This is a genomic window from Pseudoduganella rhizocola (genome assembly GCF_045984285.3).
GTDB lineage: Bacteria > Pseudomonadota > Gammaproteobacteria > Burkholderiales > Burkholderiaceae_D > Rugamonas.
Genome location: NZ_JBJQIK030000005.1, coordinates 177,116 through 195,507, shown reverse-complemented (window position 1 = coordinate 195,507; position 18,392 = coordinate 177,116). Strand labels below are relative to the sequence as shown.

General features: G+C 63.9%; 20 protein-coding genes. 16 read left to right on the top strand and 4 right to left on the bottom strand.

Features of this window, described 5'->3' with window-relative positions; translation table 11 throughout:
• The first annotated feature begins 24 nt into the window (after nucleotides 1-24).
• From dapC to ACJRPG_RS13835, 9 genes are all read left to right on the top strand, one after another.
• Complete coding sequence (dapC, locus tag ACJRPG_RS13875; RefSeq protein ID WP_408000681.1) at nucleotides 25-1,242, top strand: succinyldiaminopimelate transaminase; 1,218 nt, start codon at nucleotides 25-27, stop codon at nucleotides 1,240-1,242.
• A 3-nt stretch (nucleotides 1,243-1,245) separates the two neighbouring features.
• A complete protein-coding gene (gene dapD, locus ACJRPG_RS13870; protein WP_408000680.1) occupies nucleotides 1,246-2,073 on the top strand; it encodes a 2,3,4,5-tetrahydropyridine-2,6-dicarboxylate N-succinyltransferase in 828 nt (275 codons plus the stop codon).
• A gap of 32 nt (nucleotides 2,074-2,105) precedes the next feature.
• A complete protein-coding gene (locus ACJRPG_RS13865) occupies nucleotides 2,106-3,251 on the top strand; it encodes a PilT/PilU family type 4a pilus ATPase (protein WP_408000679.1) in 1,146 nt (381 codons plus the stop codon).
• 165 nt (nucleotides 3,252-3,416) lie between these two features.
• Nucleotides 3,417-3,779 (top strand): hypothetical protein, encoded by a 363-nt coding sequence (locus tag ACJRPG_RS13860; protein ID WP_408000678.1) that lies wholly within the window; start codon nucleotides 3,417-3,419, stop codon nucleotides 3,777-3,779.
• Nucleotides 3,776-4,177 (top strand): hypothetical protein, encoded by a 402-nt coding sequence (locus ACJRPG_RS13855; RefSeq protein ID WP_408000677.1) that lies wholly within the window; start codon nucleotides 3,776-3,778, stop codon nucleotides 4,175-4,177. The genes ACJRPG_RS13860 and ACJRPG_RS13855 overlap by 4 nt, the downstream gene beginning before the upstream one ends.
• Before the next feature lie 52 nt (nucleotides 4,178-4,229).
• Nucleotides 4,230-4,580 carry an ArsC family reductase gene (locus ACJRPG_RS13850; protein WP_408000676.1) on the top strand — a complete coding sequence of 117 codons (351 nt, stop codon included), beginning with the start codon at nucleotides 4,230-4,232 and terminating at the stop codon, nucleotides 4,578-4,580.
• A gap of 1 nt (nucleotide 4,581) precedes the next feature.
• Nucleotides 4,582-5,715 carry a succinyl-diaminopimelate desuccinylase gene (gene dapE, locus ACJRPG_RS13845; RefSeq protein WP_408000675.1) on the top strand — a complete coding sequence of 378 codons (1,134 nt, stop codon included), beginning with the start codon at nucleotides 4,582-4,584 and terminating at the stop codon, nucleotides 5,713-5,715.
• Between the two features lie 6 nt (nucleotides 5,716-5,721).
• Entirely contained in the window at nucleotides 5,722-6,609 is an 888-nt protein-coding gene (gene prmB / locus ACJRPG_RS13840; RefSeq protein WP_408000674.1) for a 50S ribosomal protein L3 N(5)-glutamine methyltransferase, read from the top strand.
• The gene (locus tag ACJRPG_RS13835) at nucleotides 6,606-8,585 is read left to right on the top strand and encodes an ATP-binding cassette domain-containing protein (RefSeq protein WP_408000673.1); all 1,980 of its coding nucleotides are present in this window, start codon (nucleotides 6,606-6,608) and stop codon (nucleotides 8,583-8,585) included. The genes prmB and ACJRPG_RS13835 overlap by 4 nt, the downstream gene beginning before the upstream one ends.
• A gap of 3 nt (nucleotides 8,586-8,588) precedes the next feature.
• Here ACJRPG_RS13835 and ACJRPG_RS13830 read toward each other — a convergent pair whose 3' ends face one another.
• On the bottom strand, nucleotides 8,589-9,062 hold the full coding sequence (locus ACJRPG_RS13830; RefSeq protein WP_408000672.1) for a chemotaxis protein CheW: 474 nt from the start codon (nucleotides 9,060-9,062) through the stop codon (nucleotides 8,589-8,591).
• Nucleotides 9,063-9,172: 110 nt separating this feature from the next.
• On the opposite strand from ACJRPG_RS13830, the gene ACJRPG_RS13825 reads away from it, so the two are divergent.
• Nucleotides 9,173-10,252: a CaiB/BaiF CoA transferase family protein gene (locus ACJRPG_RS13825; RefSeq protein WP_408000671.1), complete on the top strand. Its 1,080-nt coding sequence runs from the start codon at nucleotides 9,173-9,175 to the stop codon at nucleotides 10,250-10,252.
• Here the strand turns inward: ACJRPG_RS13825 and ACJRPG_RS13820 are convergent.
• Together ACJRPG_RS13820 and ACJRPG_RS13815 are read right to left on the bottom strand one after the other, a co-directional pair.
• Nucleotides 10,242-12,113 carry a flagellar assembly protein A gene (locus ACJRPG_RS13820; RefSeq protein WP_408000670.1) on the bottom strand — a complete coding sequence of 624 codons (1,872 nt, stop codon included), beginning with the start codon at nucleotides 12,111-12,113 and terminating at the stop codon, nucleotides 10,242-10,244. The two genes, ACJRPG_RS13825 and ACJRPG_RS13820, sit on opposite strands and share 11 nt — an antisense overlap.
• 172 nt (nucleotides 12,114-12,285) lie before the next feature.
• A complete protein-coding gene (locus ACJRPG_RS13815; protein ID WP_408000669.1) occupies nucleotides 12,286-12,687 on the bottom strand; it encodes a hypothetical protein in 402 nt (133 codons plus the stop codon).
• A 187-nt stretch (nucleotides 12,688-12,874) separates the two neighbouring features.
• Between ACJRPG_RS13815 and ompR the strand changes: the two genes are divergently transcribed.
• The 6 genes from ompR to ACJRPG_RS13785 all read left to right on the top strand — a co-directional run bounded on the left by ompR (nucleotide 12,875) and on the right by ACJRPG_RS13785 (nucleotide 17,981).
• A complete protein-coding gene (ompR, locus tag ACJRPG_RS13810; RefSeq protein WP_408000668.1) occupies nucleotides 12,875-13,642 on the top strand; it encodes an osmolarity response regulator transcription factor OmpR in 768 nt (255 codons plus the stop codon).
• A gap of 9 nt (nucleotides 13,643-13,651) precedes the next feature.
• Entirely contained in the window at nucleotides 13,652-14,989 is a 1,338-nt protein-coding gene (locus ACJRPG_RS13805; protein ID WP_408000667.1) for a sensor histidine kinase family protein, read from the top strand.
• Between the two features lie 107 nt (nucleotides 14,990-15,096).
• A complete protein-coding gene (locus ACJRPG_RS13800; protein WP_408000666.1) occupies nucleotides 15,097-15,570 on the top strand; it encodes a VOC family protein in 474 nt (157 codons plus the stop codon).
• A gap of 11 nt (nucleotides 15,571-15,581) precedes the next feature.
• Complete coding sequence (locus ACJRPG_RS13795; protein ID WP_408000665.1) at nucleotides 15,582-16,004, top strand: YciI family protein; 423 nt, start codon at nucleotides 15,582-15,584, stop codon at nucleotides 16,002-16,004.
• Between the two features lie 16 nt (nucleotides 16,005-16,020).
• Entirely contained in the window at nucleotides 16,021-16,719 is a 699-nt protein-coding gene (locus ACJRPG_RS13790) for a YciI family protein (protein ID WP_408000664.1), read from the top strand.
• Nucleotides 16,716-17,981: an RNA polymerase sigma factor gene (locus ACJRPG_RS13785; RefSeq protein WP_408000663.1), complete on the top strand. Its 1,266-nt coding sequence runs from the start codon at nucleotides 16,716-16,718 to the stop codon at nucleotides 17,979-17,981. Before ACJRPG_RS13790 ends, ACJRPG_RS13785 begins: the two co-directional genes overlap by 4 nt.
• Here the strand turns inward: ACJRPG_RS13785 and ACJRPG_RS13780 are convergent.
• On the bottom strand, nucleotides 17,978-18,391 hold the full coding sequence (locus ACJRPG_RS13780) for a GFA family protein (RefSeq protein WP_408000662.1): 414 nt from the start codon (nucleotides 18,389-18,391) through the stop codon (nucleotides 17,978-17,980). The genes ACJRPG_RS13785 and ACJRPG_RS13780 overlap by 4 nt on opposite strands.
• Nucleotide 18,392 lies beyond the last annotated feature (1 nt).

The window sequence follows — 18,392 nt, the reverse complement described above, 5'->3', positions numbered from 1 at the left end:
CGAATTGCCCGACTGGTCCGCAACGTGAACCCTCTTCTCGACAAGCTGCAGCCCTACCCCTTCGAAAAGCTCAAGCAGCTTTTCTCAGCCGTAAAACCGAATCCTGAGTACCGTCCGATCAGCCTTGGCATCGGCGAACCGAAACATCCCACGCCGCCCTTCATCCAGCAAAGCCTGATCGACAACCTGTCCGGCCTTGCCGTGTATCCGCTGACGGCGGGCAGCGAAGAGCTGCGCGGCGCCATCGCCGGCTGGCTGGAACGCCGCTACGACCTGCCCGCGCTGAACCGCGCCACCCAGGTGCTGCCCGTGAACGGTTCGCGCGAAGCGCTGTTCGCACTGGCGCAGGCGGTCATCGAACCGAAGCCGGGTGCGCTGGTAATATGCCCGAATCCTTTCTACCAGATCTATGAAGGGGCAGCCTACCTGGCGGGCGCCGAGCCTTACTTCGTCAATTCCGACCCGGGCCGCAACTTCGCGCCGGACTTCGATACGGTGCCGGACGAGATCTGGCAGCGTGTACAGCTGCTGTATATCTGCTCGCCCGGCAATCCGACCGGCGCCGTGCTCACGCTGACCGACTGGGAGCACCTGTTCGCCCTGTCCGAACGCTACAACTTCATCATCGCGGCCGACGAGTGCTACTCCGAGATCTACCATGGCGACGAGCCGCCGCTGGGCGCGATGCAGGCCGCGCACATGCTGGGCCTGTCCACGGTGGAGCGCCCTTACGCGCGCCTGATCGTGTTCTCCAGCCTCTCCAAGCGCTCCAATGTGCCGGGCATGCGCTCCGGCTTCGTGGCCGGCGATGCCGAAGTGCTGAAAAAATTCCTGTTGTACCGCACCTATCACGGCGGCGCCATGAGCCCTCCCGTGCAGGCTGCGTCCATCGCGGCCTGGAACGACGAAACCCATGTCGAGGCCAACCGCGAACAATACCGCGCCAAGTTCAATGCCATCACGCCGCTGCTGCAGGAAGTCATCGACGTGGAGCTGCCTGACGCGGGCTTCTACCTGTGGGCCGACGTGAGCCGTACCGGCCTGTCGGACACCGAATTCGCCCAGCGCCTGTACCGTGACTACCATGTCACCGTACTGCCGGGCAGCTATCTCGCGCGCGATGCGCACGGCATCAATCCGGGCCGCAACCGCATCCGCATGGCGCTGGTCGCCGAGACCGCCGAAGGTCTCGAAGCTGCGCAGCGCATCGTTCAATTCTGCAAAACCCTGACCACTCAATAAATCATGACTCAACAACTTCAGCAAATCATCGAACAAGCCTGGGACAACCGCGCCGACATCAACCCATCGAACGGCAGCGCGGAGCTGCGCGATGCGGTGTCGCATGTGCTGGCCGCGCTGGACAATGGCAGCCTGCGCGTGGCGCAGAAGGATTCGGGCGCCTGGGTGGTGAACCAGTGGGTGAAGAAGGCCGTGCTGCTCTCCTTCCGCCTCGAAAACAATGTGGTGCTGCCATCCGACGGCACCATGCAGTTCTACGACAAGGTGCCGACCAAGTTCGCGAACTACACGGCCGACGACTTCGCCAGGGGCGGTTTCCGCGTGGTGCCGCCGGCCGTGGCGCGCCGCGGCTCCTTCATCGGCAAGAACGTGGTGCTGATGCCTTCCTACGTCAACATCGGCGCCTACGTCGATGAAGGAGCCATGGTCGACACCTGGGCCACCGTGGGCTCCTGCGCGCAGATCGGCAAGAACGTGCACCTGTCCGGCGGCGTGGGCATTGGCGGCGTGCTGGAACCGATGCAGGCCAATCCGACTATCATCGAAGACAACTGCTTCATCGGCGCGCGTTCCGAGATCGTGGAAGGCGTGATCGTGGAAGAGAACTCGGTGATTTCGATGGGCGTCTACATCGGCCAGTCGACCAAGATCTACGACCGTTCGACCGGCGAAGTGACTTACGGCCGCGTGCCGTCGGGCTCCGTGGTGGTGTCGGGCTCCCTGCCTTCGGAAGACGGCAAGTACAGCCTGTACTGCGCCGTGATCGTGAAGCGCGTGGATGCGCAGACCCGCGCCAAGACCGGCATCAACGAACTGCTGCGCGGCGTATAAAATAAGCACCGTTCGATCCTGAGGAGAGTGCGATGGCGATGGACCGTCTGTTCCAGCTGATGAAGGAAAAATCCGCATCGGATATGTTCTTTGCGGTGAATTCGCCTGTCCACATCAAGATCAACGGCAATCTCGTTCCCGTCAACCAGCAGAAGCTGGAAAACGAGAACATCCTCCAGCTGCTGGGCGAAATCTGCACGCCCGCGCAGCTGGAAGAACTGGAGACGACCAGTGAGCTGAACACCGGCTTCTCGGTGCCGGGCACCGGCCGCTTCCGCCTCTCCGCGTTCCGCCAGCGCGGCAGCATCTCCTGCGTGTTCCGCTTCGTGCCGGCCAGTATTCCGGCGCTGAAGGACCTGGGCCTGCCGGAAGTGCTGTCCGAGATCATCATGGAAAAGCGCGGCCTGCTGCTGCTGGTGGGCTCCACCGGCTCCGGCAAGTCCACCACCATTGCGGCCATGCTGGACCACCGCAACGAACAGAAGTCGGGCCACATCCTCACGCTGGAAGATCCGATCGAATACCTGTTCCAGAACAAGAAATCCATCGTCAACCAGCGCGAAATCGGCGCCGACTCCAAGGACTTCTACACCGCGCTGCGCAACTCCATGCGCCAGGCGCCGGACTGCATCCTGATCGGCGAGATCCGCGACAAGGAAACGATGGCGGCGGCATTGGCCTACGCGCAGTCGGGCCACCTGGTGCTGGCCACGCTGCACGCGAATAATTCGTATAACGCGCTGAACCGCATCATCAGCTTCTACCCTATCGAGAACCGCGCGGCGCTGCTGCAGGATTTGTCGTCGACGGTCAAGGCCATCGTGTCGCAGCGCCTGATCCGCTCGGCGGATGGCGGCAAGCGCACGCCGGCAGTGGAAGTGCTGGTCAACACGCGCCTGATCGCCGAGATGATCGAAAAAGGCGAGATCGGCGAGATCAAGGAAGCGCTGGAGAAATCGCTGTCGCCGGGCTCCCAGTCCTTCGAGCAGGCGCTGTACCGCCTCTTCAAGGAAGGCAAGATCTCGCAGGAAGAAGCGCTGGCCAACGCGGACTCCGCCACCAACCTGCTCTGGCTCCTCAACAACGCCAGCGCCGAAGCCAAACCGGCCGAAGGCGAAAAAGAGCCCAAGCCCGCCAGCGCCGAAACCTCTTTCACCGAGTTCACCCTCAACACCTGACGGCCGAGATCCGTACTGGCAATCCCATTCGCACGGGACGCCGCAGCGGCCACTGAATCAGTGATCTGGATAGGCACGCGCATTTGAACGCCATTTGACTCGTCACAAGAACTTTTTTTGGAATCCGACGGTATAAAGAGTGTTCACTTCACATGGGACGCTCAGATGAGCCCGCAATCGCTCAACTCTTACAGTGCTTGGGCCTCCATTGCATCATTGCTGGTGGGTATCCTGACGCTGTATCAGGTAGGCAGCGTCAGGCGTAGCGTCATTAATTTTCGGCGGCGGATGCGCATGCAACAGCTGATGTGGGAACTGACGCTGCTATCGCGACAAAACGTGCCAACACCTGCTGCCATAAGGTATAAACTGGAGGCGCTACGACGCACAATTCCGCTCTATCCTTGGTCCACCTGGACCATCAAAGGACGAACCGCCATCGAATTGCACGCGCAGATCGCGGACATGAATATCCCATCCATTGAAGAGGCACTCAAAGACTGGCAATCCTTCTCGGAGGATCTATGAACGAGTACGAAGCACTGTACGCGGAAATTTGCGACCAGACCGAGGCTGGTTCTCTGTGCTGGAAGCAGATTCCCCGCCACGCAAATTCCGAGATCATACTCAATGTGGAGGAGGTTCTGCGGCAGTATGAGGCGACGTTTCACCGGCACGGACAAGCTTACAAGCTCCTCCTGCTCGATAAACGGCACAAAGAAATCGATTTTCTCTTCCGTAAATTCGAGTTACGCGAGCCTGAACTTCACGTGATTCATGAGGGCGAACTGCTTACCTCTCTGAACCAGCTTCATATTGATCCTTCCCGGCTGGGCGCACTGCTTGGAGTCGTTGAACCGCAAAGCAATCTCACCCGAGGCCTTCTCGGAAAACCCCAGGCCAGCGCGGCAACCAGGCAGGCCTGAAAGGATATAATGTCGCCTTTGGCCGCAAGGCCCGGCGACACGCTTATCCCTCATGACGACACTCTACGGCATCCCCAACTGCGACACGGTCAAAAAAGCCCGCACCTGGCTCGCTGAGCAGCAGCAGGACTTCACCTTCCACGACTTCAAGAAGCAGGGCCTGACAGAAGCCACCATCAAGCAATGGCTCAAGCACGTAGGCTGGGAGACGCTGATAAACAAGAAGGGCACCACCTGGCGCGGCCTGCCGGATGAGCGCAAGGCCGCCGTCACCGATGCCGCCAGCGCCATCCAGCTGATGCTCGAATTCCCGTCCGTGATCAAGCGCCCTGTCCTGCAGACCGGCAGCGCCAGCCATGTCGGCTTCTCGCCCGACCAGTACCAACAGATCTTCAGCAAATAAGATGACCGCTTCCCGTACCCTCGCGCTGACCGAAAAACTGATCGGCCTTTCCTCCGTCACGCCGGAAGACAAAGGCTGCCAGGACCAGCTGATCCACCTGCTCGAACCGCTGGGCTTCAAATGCGAGACCATCCAGTCCGGCGACGTCACCAATCTGTGGGCGCGCAAGGGCACGGAACAGCCGCTGCTCGTCTTCGCCGGCCATACGGACGTGGTGCCGACCGGGCCTGTCGAACAGTGGACCTCGGAGCCCTTCTACCCCACCCACCGCGACGGCAAGCTGTATGGCCGCGGCACCGCGGATATGAAAACCTCCATCGCCGCCATGGTCGTCGCCTGCGAGGAATTCATTGCGGCCCATCCGGACCACAAGGGTTCCATCGCCTTCCTCATCACCAGCGACGAAGAAGGCCCGGCCACCGATGGCACCGTGGTGGTCTGCAAGATGCTCAAGGAACGCGGCGAACAGCTGGACTACTGCATCGTCGGCGAACCGACCTCGGACAAGACGCTGGGCGACACCATCAAGAACGGCCGCCGCGGCTCGCTGTCGGGCTGCCTCACCATCAAGGGTGTGCAGGGCCATATCGCCTATCCGCAGCTGGCGAAGAATCCGATCCACCTCGGCGCACAGGCGCTGGCCGACCTGGTGGCGGAAGTCTGGGACCATGGCAACGAGTACTACCTGCCGACCTCCTGGCAGATGTCGAACATCAAGGCCGGCACCGGCGCGAACAATGTGATTCCGGGCCAGATGGTAGTGGACTTCAACTTCCGCTTCTCCACCGAGAGCACGCCGGAAAGCCTGCAGCAGCGTGTGCACGCCATCCTCGACCGGCACAAACTGGACTACGACCTGAAGTGGACGCTGAGCGGCCTGCCTTTCCTCACGCCGCGCGGCACGCTGTCCGACGCGATCTGCAAGGCGATCAAGGACGAAGCAGGCGTGGATACCGAACTCTCCACCACCGGCGGCACCTCGGACGGCCGCTTTATCGCGCAGATCTGCCCCCAGGTGATAGAATTCGGCCCGCCCAACGCCAGCATCCACAAGATCGACGAGCACATCGAACTGCGCTTCATCGACCCGCTGAAAAACATCTACCGCCGCACGCTGGAAAACCTGCTGCGCTGACCATCTATGGATACCACGCTCTTTACTACGCCGCGCGACCTGCTGCGCTACGCCACCACCCGCTTCAACACCGAGAAGCTGTTCTTCGGCCACGGCAGCGCGGAAGCCTTCGACGAAGCGGCCTACCTGATCCTGCACACGCTCAAGCTGCCGCTGGATAAGCTGGACCCATTCCTGGATGCGCGCCTGCTGCCGCAGGAAGTCGAACAGGTGCTGGCCGTGATCGAGCGCCGCGCCAAAGACCGCATTCCGGCTGCCTACATCACCAACGAGGCCTGGCTCGGCACCTACAATTTCTACGTGGACGAGCGCACCATCGTGCCGCGCTCCTTCATTGCCGAACTGATTCCGCAGTATTTCGCGCCCTGGGTCAACGAGCCTGAAGGCGTGGGCAATATCCTCGAACTGTGCACGGGCTCCGGCTGCCTCGCCATCATGATGGCGGACGCCTTCCCCGACGCGGCGGTGGATGCCATCGATATTTCGCCGGATGCGCTGGAAGTCGCGCGCCGCAACGTGGACACCTACAAGCTGCAGGACCGCGTCACCCTGATCCAGTCCGACCTGTACGCCAACGTGCCGGACAAGAAGTACGACCTGATCATCACCAACCCGCCGTACGTGAACTCCGGCTCGATGGCGAAGCTGCCGCAGGAATACCTGCACGAGCCGCAGATCGCCCTCGACGGCGGCGCGGACGGCATGGACCTGGTGCGCAAGATCGTGGAAGGCGCCAAGGAGCGCCTGAGCGACGACGGCCTGCTGATCGTTGAAATCGGCAATGAAAAAGAATTCGCGGAAGCGGCCTTCGGCCATCTCGGCCTCACCTGGCTCACCACCAGCCAGGGCGACGATATGGTCTTCCTGCTGACCGCAGACCAACTGAAACTATGATCAAACTGACCAACGTCAGCCTGATGCGCGGCCTGAAGCCGCTGCTCGAACAGGTTGACCTCACGCTGAATCCCGGCGACAAAATCGGCCTGATCGGCGCCAACGGCGCCGGCAAATCCAGCCTGTTCGCCATGCTGCGCGACGAACTGCACCCCGACCAGGGCAGCATCGACTTCCCCGCCAAATGGCGCATGGCCTACGTGGCGCAGGAAACGCCGCCCCTGGAGCGCGCCGCGCTGGACTACGCCATCGACGGCGATGTCCACCTGCGCAAGCTGCAGGCGGAACTGGAACGCCTGGAATCGCTGCCGGATTCGCCGGAAAGCGGCCTCGCTTTGGGTGAAGTGCACAGCGCGCTGGCCGATGCCGACGCCTACACCGTGCAGTCGCGCGGCGAACAGCTGCTGCTGGGCCTCGGCTTCACGCTGGACCAGATGCAGCAGCCGGTCGCCAGCTTCTCGGGCGGCTGGCGTATGCGCCTGAACCTGGCGCAGGCGCTGATGTGCCCTTCCGACCTGCTGCTGCTGGACGAACCCACCAACCACCTGGACCTCGACGCCATCATCTGGCTGGAGGACTGGCTGAAACGCTATGCCGGCACGCTGATCATCATCTCCCACGACCGCGACTTCCTCGACGAAATCGTGAACGTGATCGTGCACATCGACGACCGCAAGCTGAAACGCTATTCCGGCAACTACTCCAGCTTCGAACGCCAGCGCGCCGCGCAGATGGTCCTGGCTGCGGGCGCCGCCGAAAAGCAGGCGCGCAAGAAGGCCCATCTGGAATCCTTCATCAACCGCTTCAAGGCCAAGGCCTCCAAGGCCAAGCAGGCGCAGAGCCGCATGAAAGCCCTGGCCAAGATGGAAGAACTGGCGCCGCTGCGCGCCGCCGCCGAATTCTCCTTCGAGTTCCGCGAGCCGCTGAGCGCACCGAATCCGCTGCTGGTGATGGAAGACGTGGACGCGGGCTACCATACCGACAACGGCGACAAGACCATCGTGCGCGGCATCAATTTCTCGCTGCAGACGGGCCAGCGTATTGGCCTGCTGGGTGTGAACGGCGCCGGTAAATCGACGCTGATCAAGACCATCGCGGGCGATCTCGATCCGCTGACCGGCACGTCCATCACCGGCAAGGGCCTGATCATCGGCTACTTCGCCCAGCACCAGGTGGAAATGCTGCGCCACGACGAATCGCCGCTGTGGCACCTGCAGAAGATTTCGCCCACCACGCGCGAGCAGGAACTGCGCAACTTCCTGGGCGGCTTCAACTTCCCCGGCACCATGGTAACAAGCCCGATCGCGCCCTTCTCCGGCGGCGAAAAGGCGCGCCTGGCGCTGGCCCTGATCGTGTGGCAGCGCCCCAACCTGCTGCTGCTGGACGAACCGACCAACCACCTGGACCTGGAAACGCGCGAGGCGCTGACCGAAGCGCTGGCCCAGTTCGACGGCACCCTGGTGGTGGTATCCCACGACCGGCACCTGCTGCGCGCCACCACCGACCAGTTCATCATCGTTGCCGACGGCAGGCTGCAGCCCTTCGACGGTGACCTGGACGACTACAAGGACTGGCTGCTGCAGACCAAGCTGGGCAAAGGTACGGACGTGCTGCCTGCCGCGGGCAAGGAAAACAAGACCAGCTACCCCTCCACCTCGCCCGTTGCGCCGCCTGCCGCGCCAGTGGTGGACAAGCGCGAACAGAAGCGCCTGGAAGCCGAGCAGCGCCAGCGCCTGTCCGCCCAGCGCAAGCCGATCGAGAACAAGATCAAGCAGCTGGACGACCTGATCGCCAAGCGCACGGCGCAGAAGACGGACACGGACGCCGCGCTGGCCGATCCCGCCATCTACGAAGCCGCCAACAAGCCGAAGCTGAAGCAGCTGCTGGCGGACCAGGCCTTCTACACCAAGGATCTGGAAAAGCTGGAAGCCGAATGGCTGGAGCTGCAGGAGCAGCTGGAAGCGCTGGCCGCCTGACGCTCACGCCGCGTGGCGCGCACCCAGCGTCGCGCGGCGTATCGCCATCAGCCGGTCGATATCGATCACGATCAGCTTGCGCGCATGGATATGGCCCATGCCGAGCAGGTAGTCCGAATCCTCACCGATATGGTCGAAGGGCCGTATCTGGCTCGGGCCCAGCGTGACGATATCCGTCACACCGTCCGTCACCATCCCCATCACGCAGTCCGACAGCTTGAGGATGATCACATCCGTCTTCGGGTCGTGCTGCGCCGTGCGCGGGCCGAAGGCGATGCGCATGTCCACGATGGGCATGATCACGCCGCGCGAAATCGCCACGCCGCCGATGATTTCACCGTCCGCGGCGAAGCGTTCCAGCGCCTGCAGCGGCCGCAGCTCCTGCACCCGCGAATAGTCGAGCGCATACTCAAGACCGCCGAGCCGGAAAGTGAGGTACTGGTGGAGCGCGGGTGCATCGGGGAGATTGGCGGACATGGCGTTCCTTTCGGCGGCGAAGGCCGCAATAGTCTGGCCATGCTATGCCCGGCCCGCACCCAAGGCGTTGATTGTGCTCAACTTTTTCGGCCTGCGCTAGAATGGTTCGCATGACGCCCAACCAACCGCTCGCCGGCATCCGCGTGCTCGACCTGAGCCGCCTGCTGCCCGGCCCCGCCGCCACCATGCACCTCGCCGACATGGGCGCGGAAGTCATCAAGATCGAAGACCCCGGCGCCGGCGACTATGCGCGCAGCATGGGAGCGGTACGCAAGGAGGTGTCGCAATTCTTCGTTGCCGTCAACCGCGGCAAGCAGCTGCTGCGCATGGACCTCAAGGATGCGGCGCAGCGCGAGCGCTTTCTCGGCATGGTGGAACAGGCGGACGTGGTGGTGGAAAGCTTCCGGCCCGGCGTCATGCAGCGCCTGGGGCTTGGCTGGGAGGTGCTGCGCGCCCGCAATCCGCGCCTCGTGATGTGCGCCATCTCAGGCTATGGCGCGAGCGGTCCGCTGGCGCAGCAGGCGGGCCACGACATCAACTATGTCGGCTATGCGGGCATGCTGGAGCAGAACACGGGCCGCGACGGCCGCCCGGCGCTCGGCAACCTGCAGGTAGGCGACCTGCTGGGCGGCGCGCAGGCCGCGGTGCAGGGCATCCTCGCCGCCCTGCTGGCGGTGAAGATGGGCGGCGCCGGCCGCTTTGTCGATATCTCGATGACGGACACGGTATTCGCCCACAATATCTTTCCCCTGGTCGCCGTCAATGAAGGCGCGGAAGCGCAGCCCGGGCGCGGGCTGCTGACGGGCGGCGTGCCCTGCTACAACGTCTACCGCACCAGCGACGCGCGCTACATGGCCGTGGGCGCGCTGGAACTCAAGTTCTGGCAAGCCTGCTGCGCCGTGCTGCGGCGGCCCGGCCTGGCGGCGAAGCACTGGCAGCTGGGGCAGGAAGTGGGCGGCAGCGAGGCCATGCAGATGGTGGCGGAGCTCGATGCGCTGTTCGCGCAGCGTACACAGGCCGAATGGACCGCGCTGTTCGCGGATGCCGACTGCTGCGTGACGCCGGTGCTGCGCACCAGTGAAGCGCTGGCCCACCCGCAGTTCAGGGAACGCGGTATGGCGCAGCGGCGCCGCCATGAAACGGAAGGGGAATACTGGGCAGCGGCGCCGCCCGTGAAATTCAGCTTTTAGCTGAATCGGTGGACCAGTCGATCTCGCCGAAGCTGCCGCTGAACTCGGGCGGCTTCACATAGGTGCCGGCACGCAGGCGCGCCTTGATTTCGCGCGGCGCCAGCTCATACATGGGCCCCTGGTCGGGTTCGAACACCATGGTGCGCAGCAGGGTTTCGCCATTCACGGCGGCGACCTTGCAGCTGGCGGCGCCGGCCACGGCCTGTTTCTGCTTGCGCACCAGCTCCACCTGCTCTTCCAGCACCTTGCGCTGGCTCTCCGCTTCCTTGACGGCGACCGAAAGGCGCGCCACTTCCTTCAGCGCCGGCCCCACCTGCGCCGCCATTTTCTGGAACAGGGGCAGCTGCTCCGCGGTCAGCGTCACCTCCTGCTTGCGCACCTTGGTGGCGAGGGTCAGGTAGCTGCGCACGTCCTGCTGGGCCGTGATGGTATCCACCTGCACCTTGAGCTTTTTTGCGTTGGCGTCCGCCTGCGCCATGCGAATCGTAAGTTCCTGCAGGTTCTGGTCGAACTTCGAGGTATCGGGCACCAGGGCAAACAGCAACATTTCGCTCTGCTTGCGCGGGCCGGCGCCCTCGATGCGTATATTGCGGGCCGCGATGGCGCAGCCGCTGGCAGTGCCGATCACCACTTCATCGGCCACGATCTCGCAATTGACCGCTTCGTTGATCACGACGCGCGGCGCCGTGATCACGCTGCTTTGCGCGGTATTCAGCACCACCTCGCCCAGCTTCACATGCACCACCGAGTTGGACACCACGCCGCCCACCTGGATCTGGCCTTCGCTATTGGTGGCCGAGCCGCCCATCAGGTTCTGCTTCAGCCAGATGGTGCCGCCGCGCGACACGATCTTGCCGTACACGTCGTTGTGGATGGTGATATTGAAGCCGTCCACAATGCGGCCTTCCTGTACCTCGCCGAATTCCTCGTACTCGCCGGACAGCTGCAGGTTGCCGGTGGTGCGCACGCTCACGCCCTCGCGGCTGATGATCTTGGGGCCGATGGAGATGCGCTTGCTGCGCCGGTCCACGTTGATGAAGCCCTCGACGGCCGACACCAGGTAGTCCTCTCCCGCCAGGTGCTGGATCACGGTGCCCGGCCCGGCCACGCCATTCAGCTCGGTATCCTCAGGCAGCGGCGGTTCGACGGGAATGCCGGACAGCTCGAAGCCCCGGCTGCCCAGCACGCGCGCCTGCTTTTTCAGCAGCGGCGTGTGCGCCGCTACCTGCGGAAAGCGGTTCTGGAAGGTGTGCAGGTCGAAGCGGCCATTGGCCATTTCCTTCGGCGCATTCGAGCGGTGGATTTTCTGCGAGACCTCGACGATCATCGCGTCCTGGCCATTGGTGGGGCTGAGGCGCCGCGCCACGGTCAGGCGGGTGGCCTTGCCTTCCTCGATCGCCGCGCGCACGGCGGGCGCATCGATGCCGAAGCGGATGCCCTTCTCCCACATATCGGCCACGAATTCATCGAAGTCGAGGGCCGACTCCTCTTCGTCGGCGCCCCCCGCATTCAGGTAGACCGGCTCGAAATAGTATTCGGCTTCACCGGCGATAATGCGCACGGACTTGTACAGCCCGCGGCGCTGCTCGGGGAATGGCGCCACGGCGTCGGCAAAGCGCACCAGGGGTTTGTCGCGCTGCGCCGGCGGCAGCTCGGGGCCGGCCTCGTACAGCATGCGGATAAAGACACCGTAGTCGATGCCCGTGAAATAGGCGTGCGCCTGGAACAGCTGGTTGACCGCAGCCTGGCGCGAGGCGAGGTCGGCGTCGGCGCGAAAATACACGCCGTCCGTACGCTGTACCACCGCAGGCGTGCCCGTTCCGCCTGCCGGAACCTCGCCCGCCCCAGCCTTATTTAACACGTTCACCATTCCCTCAGCCGATCATGACACACTTTCGTTGCATAATCGCTATCGCCTCATTTTAATTTATTAACTAGCGTAACATGTTCCAGCAGGGAAGGTAGCAGAAATTTGAAATCCGAAAGGTCAAATGGGGCCATCCGGCCCCATTTGTTCTCCCTGCGCTGCAGACTTAGCGGCGCGGCGTTGTCGAATAGACTTCGGCGCCCATTTCGTTGATCTGGCGGCGCAGGTCACGGCGCTCGTCGGCCGACATGCGGTTCATGCGGCGGTTCATTTCCGCATTATTGGCATTTTCCTGCATCATGCGGCGCTGTTCCTCGGCCCGCGCTTCAAAGGAGCGCGGGTCGCGCTCATCGCCCCAGCGCGAATCGCGGAAGCTGCGCGGATTGCGCTGCGGCTGCGCCGAACCGGCCTGGCCTTCGTCGCGGCGTGCACCCTGCCCGCTTTGTGGATCGGCATGGGCCGGCGCCGCCATCAGCAGCGCGCAGAAAACGGCCAACGCGCCGGCGCCGGCGCGTGCCGACGCTCGCGCGTCCTTCGCCCAGTCCAGTTTGTTGATCGATTTGCCCATTTTCATCCTCTTCAATGCACTCGGTATAAGCTTTACTGCCATAACCAAAGTGTATGCGCGATTCCCTATGAGAGTAAGACGCAGGGGGTAAAGTTTGTAACACTTTGTAATGACTTTGCACCGATGCGCCTCGTAAAGCATTATGACGTTACCATAGCGACATAATTCTGACAATTCCGACAGCCTCATGACTACGACATCGACAGAATCGAACAACACCCCCGGCAACCAGAATGGCCACCAGGCCAAGATCATGGTAGTGGACGACGACGTGCGCCTGCGCGACCTGCTGCGCCGCTACCTCACCGAGCAGGGGTTCAACGTATTCACCGCCGAAAATGCGACCGCCATGAACAAGCTGTGGCTGCGCGAACGCTATGACCTGCTGGTGCTGGACCTGATGCTGCCCGGCGAGGACGGCCTGTCCATCTGCCGCCGCCTGCGCGGCGCGGGCGACCAGACCCCTATTATCATGCTGACCGCCAAGGGCGAGGACGTCGACCGCATTGTCGGCCTCGAAATGGGCGCCGACGACTACCTGCCCAAGCCCTTCAACCCGCGCGAACTGGTGGCCCGCATCGGCGCCGTGCTGCGCCGCAAGGCGCCGGACGAGATTCCGGGCGCGCCGTCGGAAACCCCGCAGACCTTCGAATTTGGCCAGTTCGTGCTGGACCTGGGCACCCGCACGCTCAAAAAGAACGGCGAAACCGTGCCCCTGACCACCGGCGAATTCTCGGTGCTCAAGGTGTTCGCGCGCCATGCGCGCCAGCCCCTGTCGCGCGAAAAACTGATGGAACTGGCCCGTGGCCGCGAATACGAGGTGTTCGACCGCAGCCTGGACGTGCAGATTTCCCGCCTGCGCAAGCTGATCGAGCCCGACCCTTCCAGCCCGTTGTATATCCAGACCGTGTGGGGCCTGGGCTACGTCTTCATTCCCGAGGGCCAGCCGCGCTGATTCCGCACCATGCCGTTTAATTTCCGCTTCGGGCGGCCGAAGGGCGGCCTGTTCTGGCGCACCTTCCTGCTGCTCGGCGTGCTGACCACGCTGAGCATGGCGTCCTGGATCGGCATGATCAGCGTGGTGCAGCGCGAGCCGCAGGCGCAGCAGGTGGCCGCCCAGGTCATTTCCGTCGTCACCATCACCCGCGCCGCCCTCACCCACTCCGCGCCCGACCTGCGGCGCGAACTGCTGATCGAACTGGTGTCGAATGAAGGCATCCGCGTGTTCTCGCTGGAGGACGATGACGAGGTGGAGCCGCCGCCGGACACGGAACTGATGAAACTGATCCAGGCCCGGGTCAAGGCCACGCTGGGCGCCGACACCCGTTTCTCCTCGCGGGTCAACGGCCAGCGCGGCTTTTGGGTCAGTTTCAAGATCGAGGACGACGCCTACTGGCTGATGCTGGAACGCGAACGCATCACCAGCCTGACCGGCGTGCAGTGGCTGGGCTGGGCCGGCGTGGTATCGCTGGTGTCCCTCCTTGGCGCGGCGCTGATCTCGGGCCTGATCAACCTGCCGCTGAAGCGGCTCACCCATGCCGCGCGTGAAATTGCCCGCGGCGCCCGCCCCGACCCGCTGCCGGAAAAAGGCCCGGAAGAGGTGCGCCTGGCCAACCGCAGCTTCAACCAGATGGTGGACGACCTGCAGCGGGTGGAATCCGACCGCGCCGTGATCCTGGCCGGCATTTCGCACGACCTGCGCACACCGCTGGCGCGCATGCAGCTGGAAGTGGAGATGGCCGAGCTGTCGCCGGAGGCGCGTGAAGGCATGCAGTCCGATATCGCGCAGATGGACGCCATCATCGCCCAGTTCCTGGACTACGCCAAACCCACCGAGCAGACCAGCTTCCTGCTGCTGGACGTCTCCGCCATGCTGGAAGAAGTGGCGCACGAGGCCACCCGCCTGCCGGACGTGTGGGTGCAGACCGGCCTGTGCGAAGGAGCCCAGGTGATGGGCAATGCCACCGACCTGAAACGGGTCTTCAACAACCTGGTGGAAAACGCGCGGCGCTACGGCAAAACGCCGGGCACCGACCTCGCCGAGATCGATATCCATTGCACCCTCAAGGGCCGCCAGGTCATCATCGAATTCCAGGACCATGGCGTGGGGGTGCCGGAAGACCAGCTGACCCAGCTGCTGAAACCCTTCACCCGGCTGGACACGGCACGCAGCCAAGCCAATGGCGCCGGGCTCGGCCTGGCCATCGTGGAGCGGGTGCTGCAGAAGCATGAGGCCGAATTGCTCTTGCGCAACCGTGAAGGCGGCGGCCTCATCATCCGCATTGTCCTGAACGCCGCCTGAAAAAAACCAAAAATATTTTTCGATTGGTGTCGATCTGGAGTTTTCCCGCGCGTCGTGGGAATATGGCGGCGCAGTTTGCGCTTCCCTAATCCACAAGGAGAGACACCATGGTTCAGAAGATTCCAGAGGGCATGCATTCGCTGACCCCGCACATTGTCTGCAAGGGCGCGGCTGACGCAATCGAGTTCTACAAGAAGGCCTTCGGCGCCATCGAATGCGCCCGCATGCCGGTGCCGGACGGCAGCGGCAAACTGATGCACGCCATGATCAAGATCGGCGATTCCTTCCTGATGCTGGTCGACGAATTCCCCGAAATGCATGCCTACAGCCCGAGTACGCTGAAAGGCTCGCCAGTCACCCTGCACCACTACGTGGAAGACGCCGACGCGGCCTTCGCCCGTGCCATCGGCGCCGGCGCCGAAGTGCGCATGCCGCTGGCCGACATGTTCTGGGGCGACCGCTATGGCGTGCTGCAGGACCCTTACGGTCATATGTGGTCCATCGCCACCCACCAGCGCGACGTGTCGATCGAAGAAGCCACCGCCGCTGCCGCCTCGATGCCCCACGACTGCCAGAAATAAGGAGAACGGACATGCGATTCATGGTCATTGTAAAAGCCAACGCCGATACCGAAGCGGGCGTCATGCCAACCACCGAGCAGCTGACGGCGATGGGCAAATTCAACGAAGAGCTGGTGAACGCCGGTATCATGCTGGCTGGCGAAGGCCTGCACCCCAGCTCGCGCGGCGCACGCATCCGCTTCGGCAAGGAGCGCCAGGTGATTGACGGTCCCTTCACCGAAGCGAAGGAACTGATCGCCGGCTTCTGGCTCATCCAGGGCAAGTCGCTGGACGAAGTGAAGGAATGGATGAAGCGCGCGCCGATGGAAGACGGCGACGAGCTGGAAATCCGCCAGGTCTTCGATGCCGATGACTTCGGCGCCGAGTTCACGCCGGAACTGCGCGAGCAGGAAGAACGCCTGCGCGCCAAGTCCGCTTCGCAGCACGCAGCTTGATAACAAGGGGGATGCAATGCACTACATGATTCTGCGCCGTGGCGACCGCCACACCGAGCGGGCGGATTTTCCCTCCGCCGAACTCAGGGCGGCCGTGCCGGGTGGACGGTGGTTGCATCCCAGCGCGCGCGGCGTCCGCATGCGCCGGCGCGACGGGGTATGGAGCATCCATAAAGGCCCGTTCGCCGATACGCGCGAACTGGTGGCCGGCTTCACCGTCATCGAAGCGGCGTCGAAACAGGAAGCCATCGAGCAAGCCAGGCGCTGGCCCAGCGCCGACGGCGAGGGCGAGTTCACGCTGGAAGTGCGCGAAACCGGCTGCCCGGGCGGCTGCCACGGCATCGATACCCAAAGCGCTCCGCAGCTCACGCCCATTATCGTGCTGCTGCGCTCCGACCATCAGCTGGAAGCGGACGTGATACCGCCGGTGGCCGTGATCGACCGCATGAATGCCGCCAACGAAGCGGGCGTGAAGAGCGGCATGCTGATGGCGGGCGATGGCCTGAAGGGCACGGCCAAGGGCGCCCGTGTTAAGTTCTCCGGCGGCCGGCCGAGCGTGATCGACGGCCCCTTCACCGAAATCAAGGAACTGATCGCGGGCTTCTGGCTGCTGCAGGTGGCCGATATCAGCGAAGCCTATGACTGGGTGCGCAACTACCCCTACCCCTTCCCCGGCGATATGGAGGTGGAGCTGCGTGAAGTGGTGAACGCTTGAACGCAATCCACCGGTCGCTGGACGCTGTCTGGCGCATCGAATCCGCGAAGATCATTGCGGTGCTCACGCGCATGCTGCGCGACGTGGGGCTGGCAGAGGAAATGGCGCAGGAAGCGCTGGTGAGCGCCCTCGAAACCTGGCCGGAACAGGGCGAACCTGACAAGCCCGCAGCCTGGCTGATGACGGCAGCAAAAAACCGCGCCCTGGACTACCTGCGCCACAAGAAGCTGGAGCAGGACAAGGAAGCCGAACTGACCTACGAAATCGAAGGCCTGCTGCAGGACGCGGCGCCCGATCTCGAACGCACGCTGGACGACAATATCGGCGACGACCTGCTGCGCCTGGTCTTCATCTCCTGCCATCCCGTGCTGCCGACCGAAGGCCGGGTGGCGCTGACCCTGCGCCTGCTGGGCGGCCTCACCACCGACGAGATTGCGCGCGCCTTCCTGGTGCCGGAGCCCACGGTGGCGCAGCGCATCGTGCGCGCCAAACGCACGCTGAGCGCTGCGCAAGTGCCGTTTGAAGTGCCGCGCGGCGCGGAACTGGTGGAGCGGCTGTCCTCCGTGCTGCAGGTGGTTTACCTTATCTACAACGAAGGCTATTCGGCCAGCGCGGGCGCCGACTGGATGCGCCCCGCCCTGTGCGAGGAAGCCCTGCGCCTGGGCCGCATCCTGGCCGAGCTGGTGCCGCAGGAGCCGGAAGTGCACGGCCTGGTGGCGCTGATGGAGATCCAGTCTTCGCGCCAGCGCGCCCGCACCGATGCGCAGGGCGCGCCCGTGCTGCTGCTGGAACAGGACCGTGCCAAATGGGACCAGCTGCTGATCCGCCGCGGCCTGGCGGCGCTGGAGCGCGCCGAAAAGCTGGGCCGCAGCCTGGGCCCTTACGCGCTGCAGGCAGCCATTACCGCCTGCCACGCGCGCGCGCGCAAGGCCGACGAGACGGACTGGAACCGCATTGCGGCCCTGTACGAAGAGCTGGCGCAGCTGGCGCCCTCCCCCGTGATCGAACTGAATCGCGCGGTCGCCCTGTCCATGGCTTTCGATCCCGCTACCGGCCTGGAACTGGCCGACACCCTGCTCGACGAACCGGCGCTGCGCAACTACCACCTGCTGCCCAGTGTGCGCGGCCACCTGCTGTTCCAGCTGGGACGCCTGGGGGAAGCGCGCACGGAATTCGAGCGCGCCGCAGGGCTGACGCAGAACGAACGCGAACGCGCGCTGCTGCTGTCGCGCGCCGCGGCCTGCGCGTCCCCGCCGGGCTAAGGAATCTCGCGCGCGCCTTCGCTACGCGTGCGCAGGTAGCGCGGCAGCTCGTCGGCCAGGTGCAGCCAGTGCAGGCGGCTCTGCACATAGGTATGGTCGGCCGGCGGCGCCGCTTCCGGATCGTCCAGGCTGGCCGTGGTGATGTCCACGCACTCCGGATCGCGCTCGTCCTCGAAGGTCAGCTGGGTGCCGCACTGCGCGCAGAAGCCGCGCGCGGCGCCGGGACTGGAACGGAAGATGGCAGGCTGGCCCGCAGTGAAGCTCAGCGCGGCGCGCGGCACGCTGAACCAGGCCACGCAGGGCGCGCCCGCGATGCGGCGGCACATGCTGCAATGGCATAAGGTGCTGTGCGAAGCCGGCCCCTGCGCTGTGTAGCGCACCGCACCACAAAAACAGCCGCCTTCGAACATG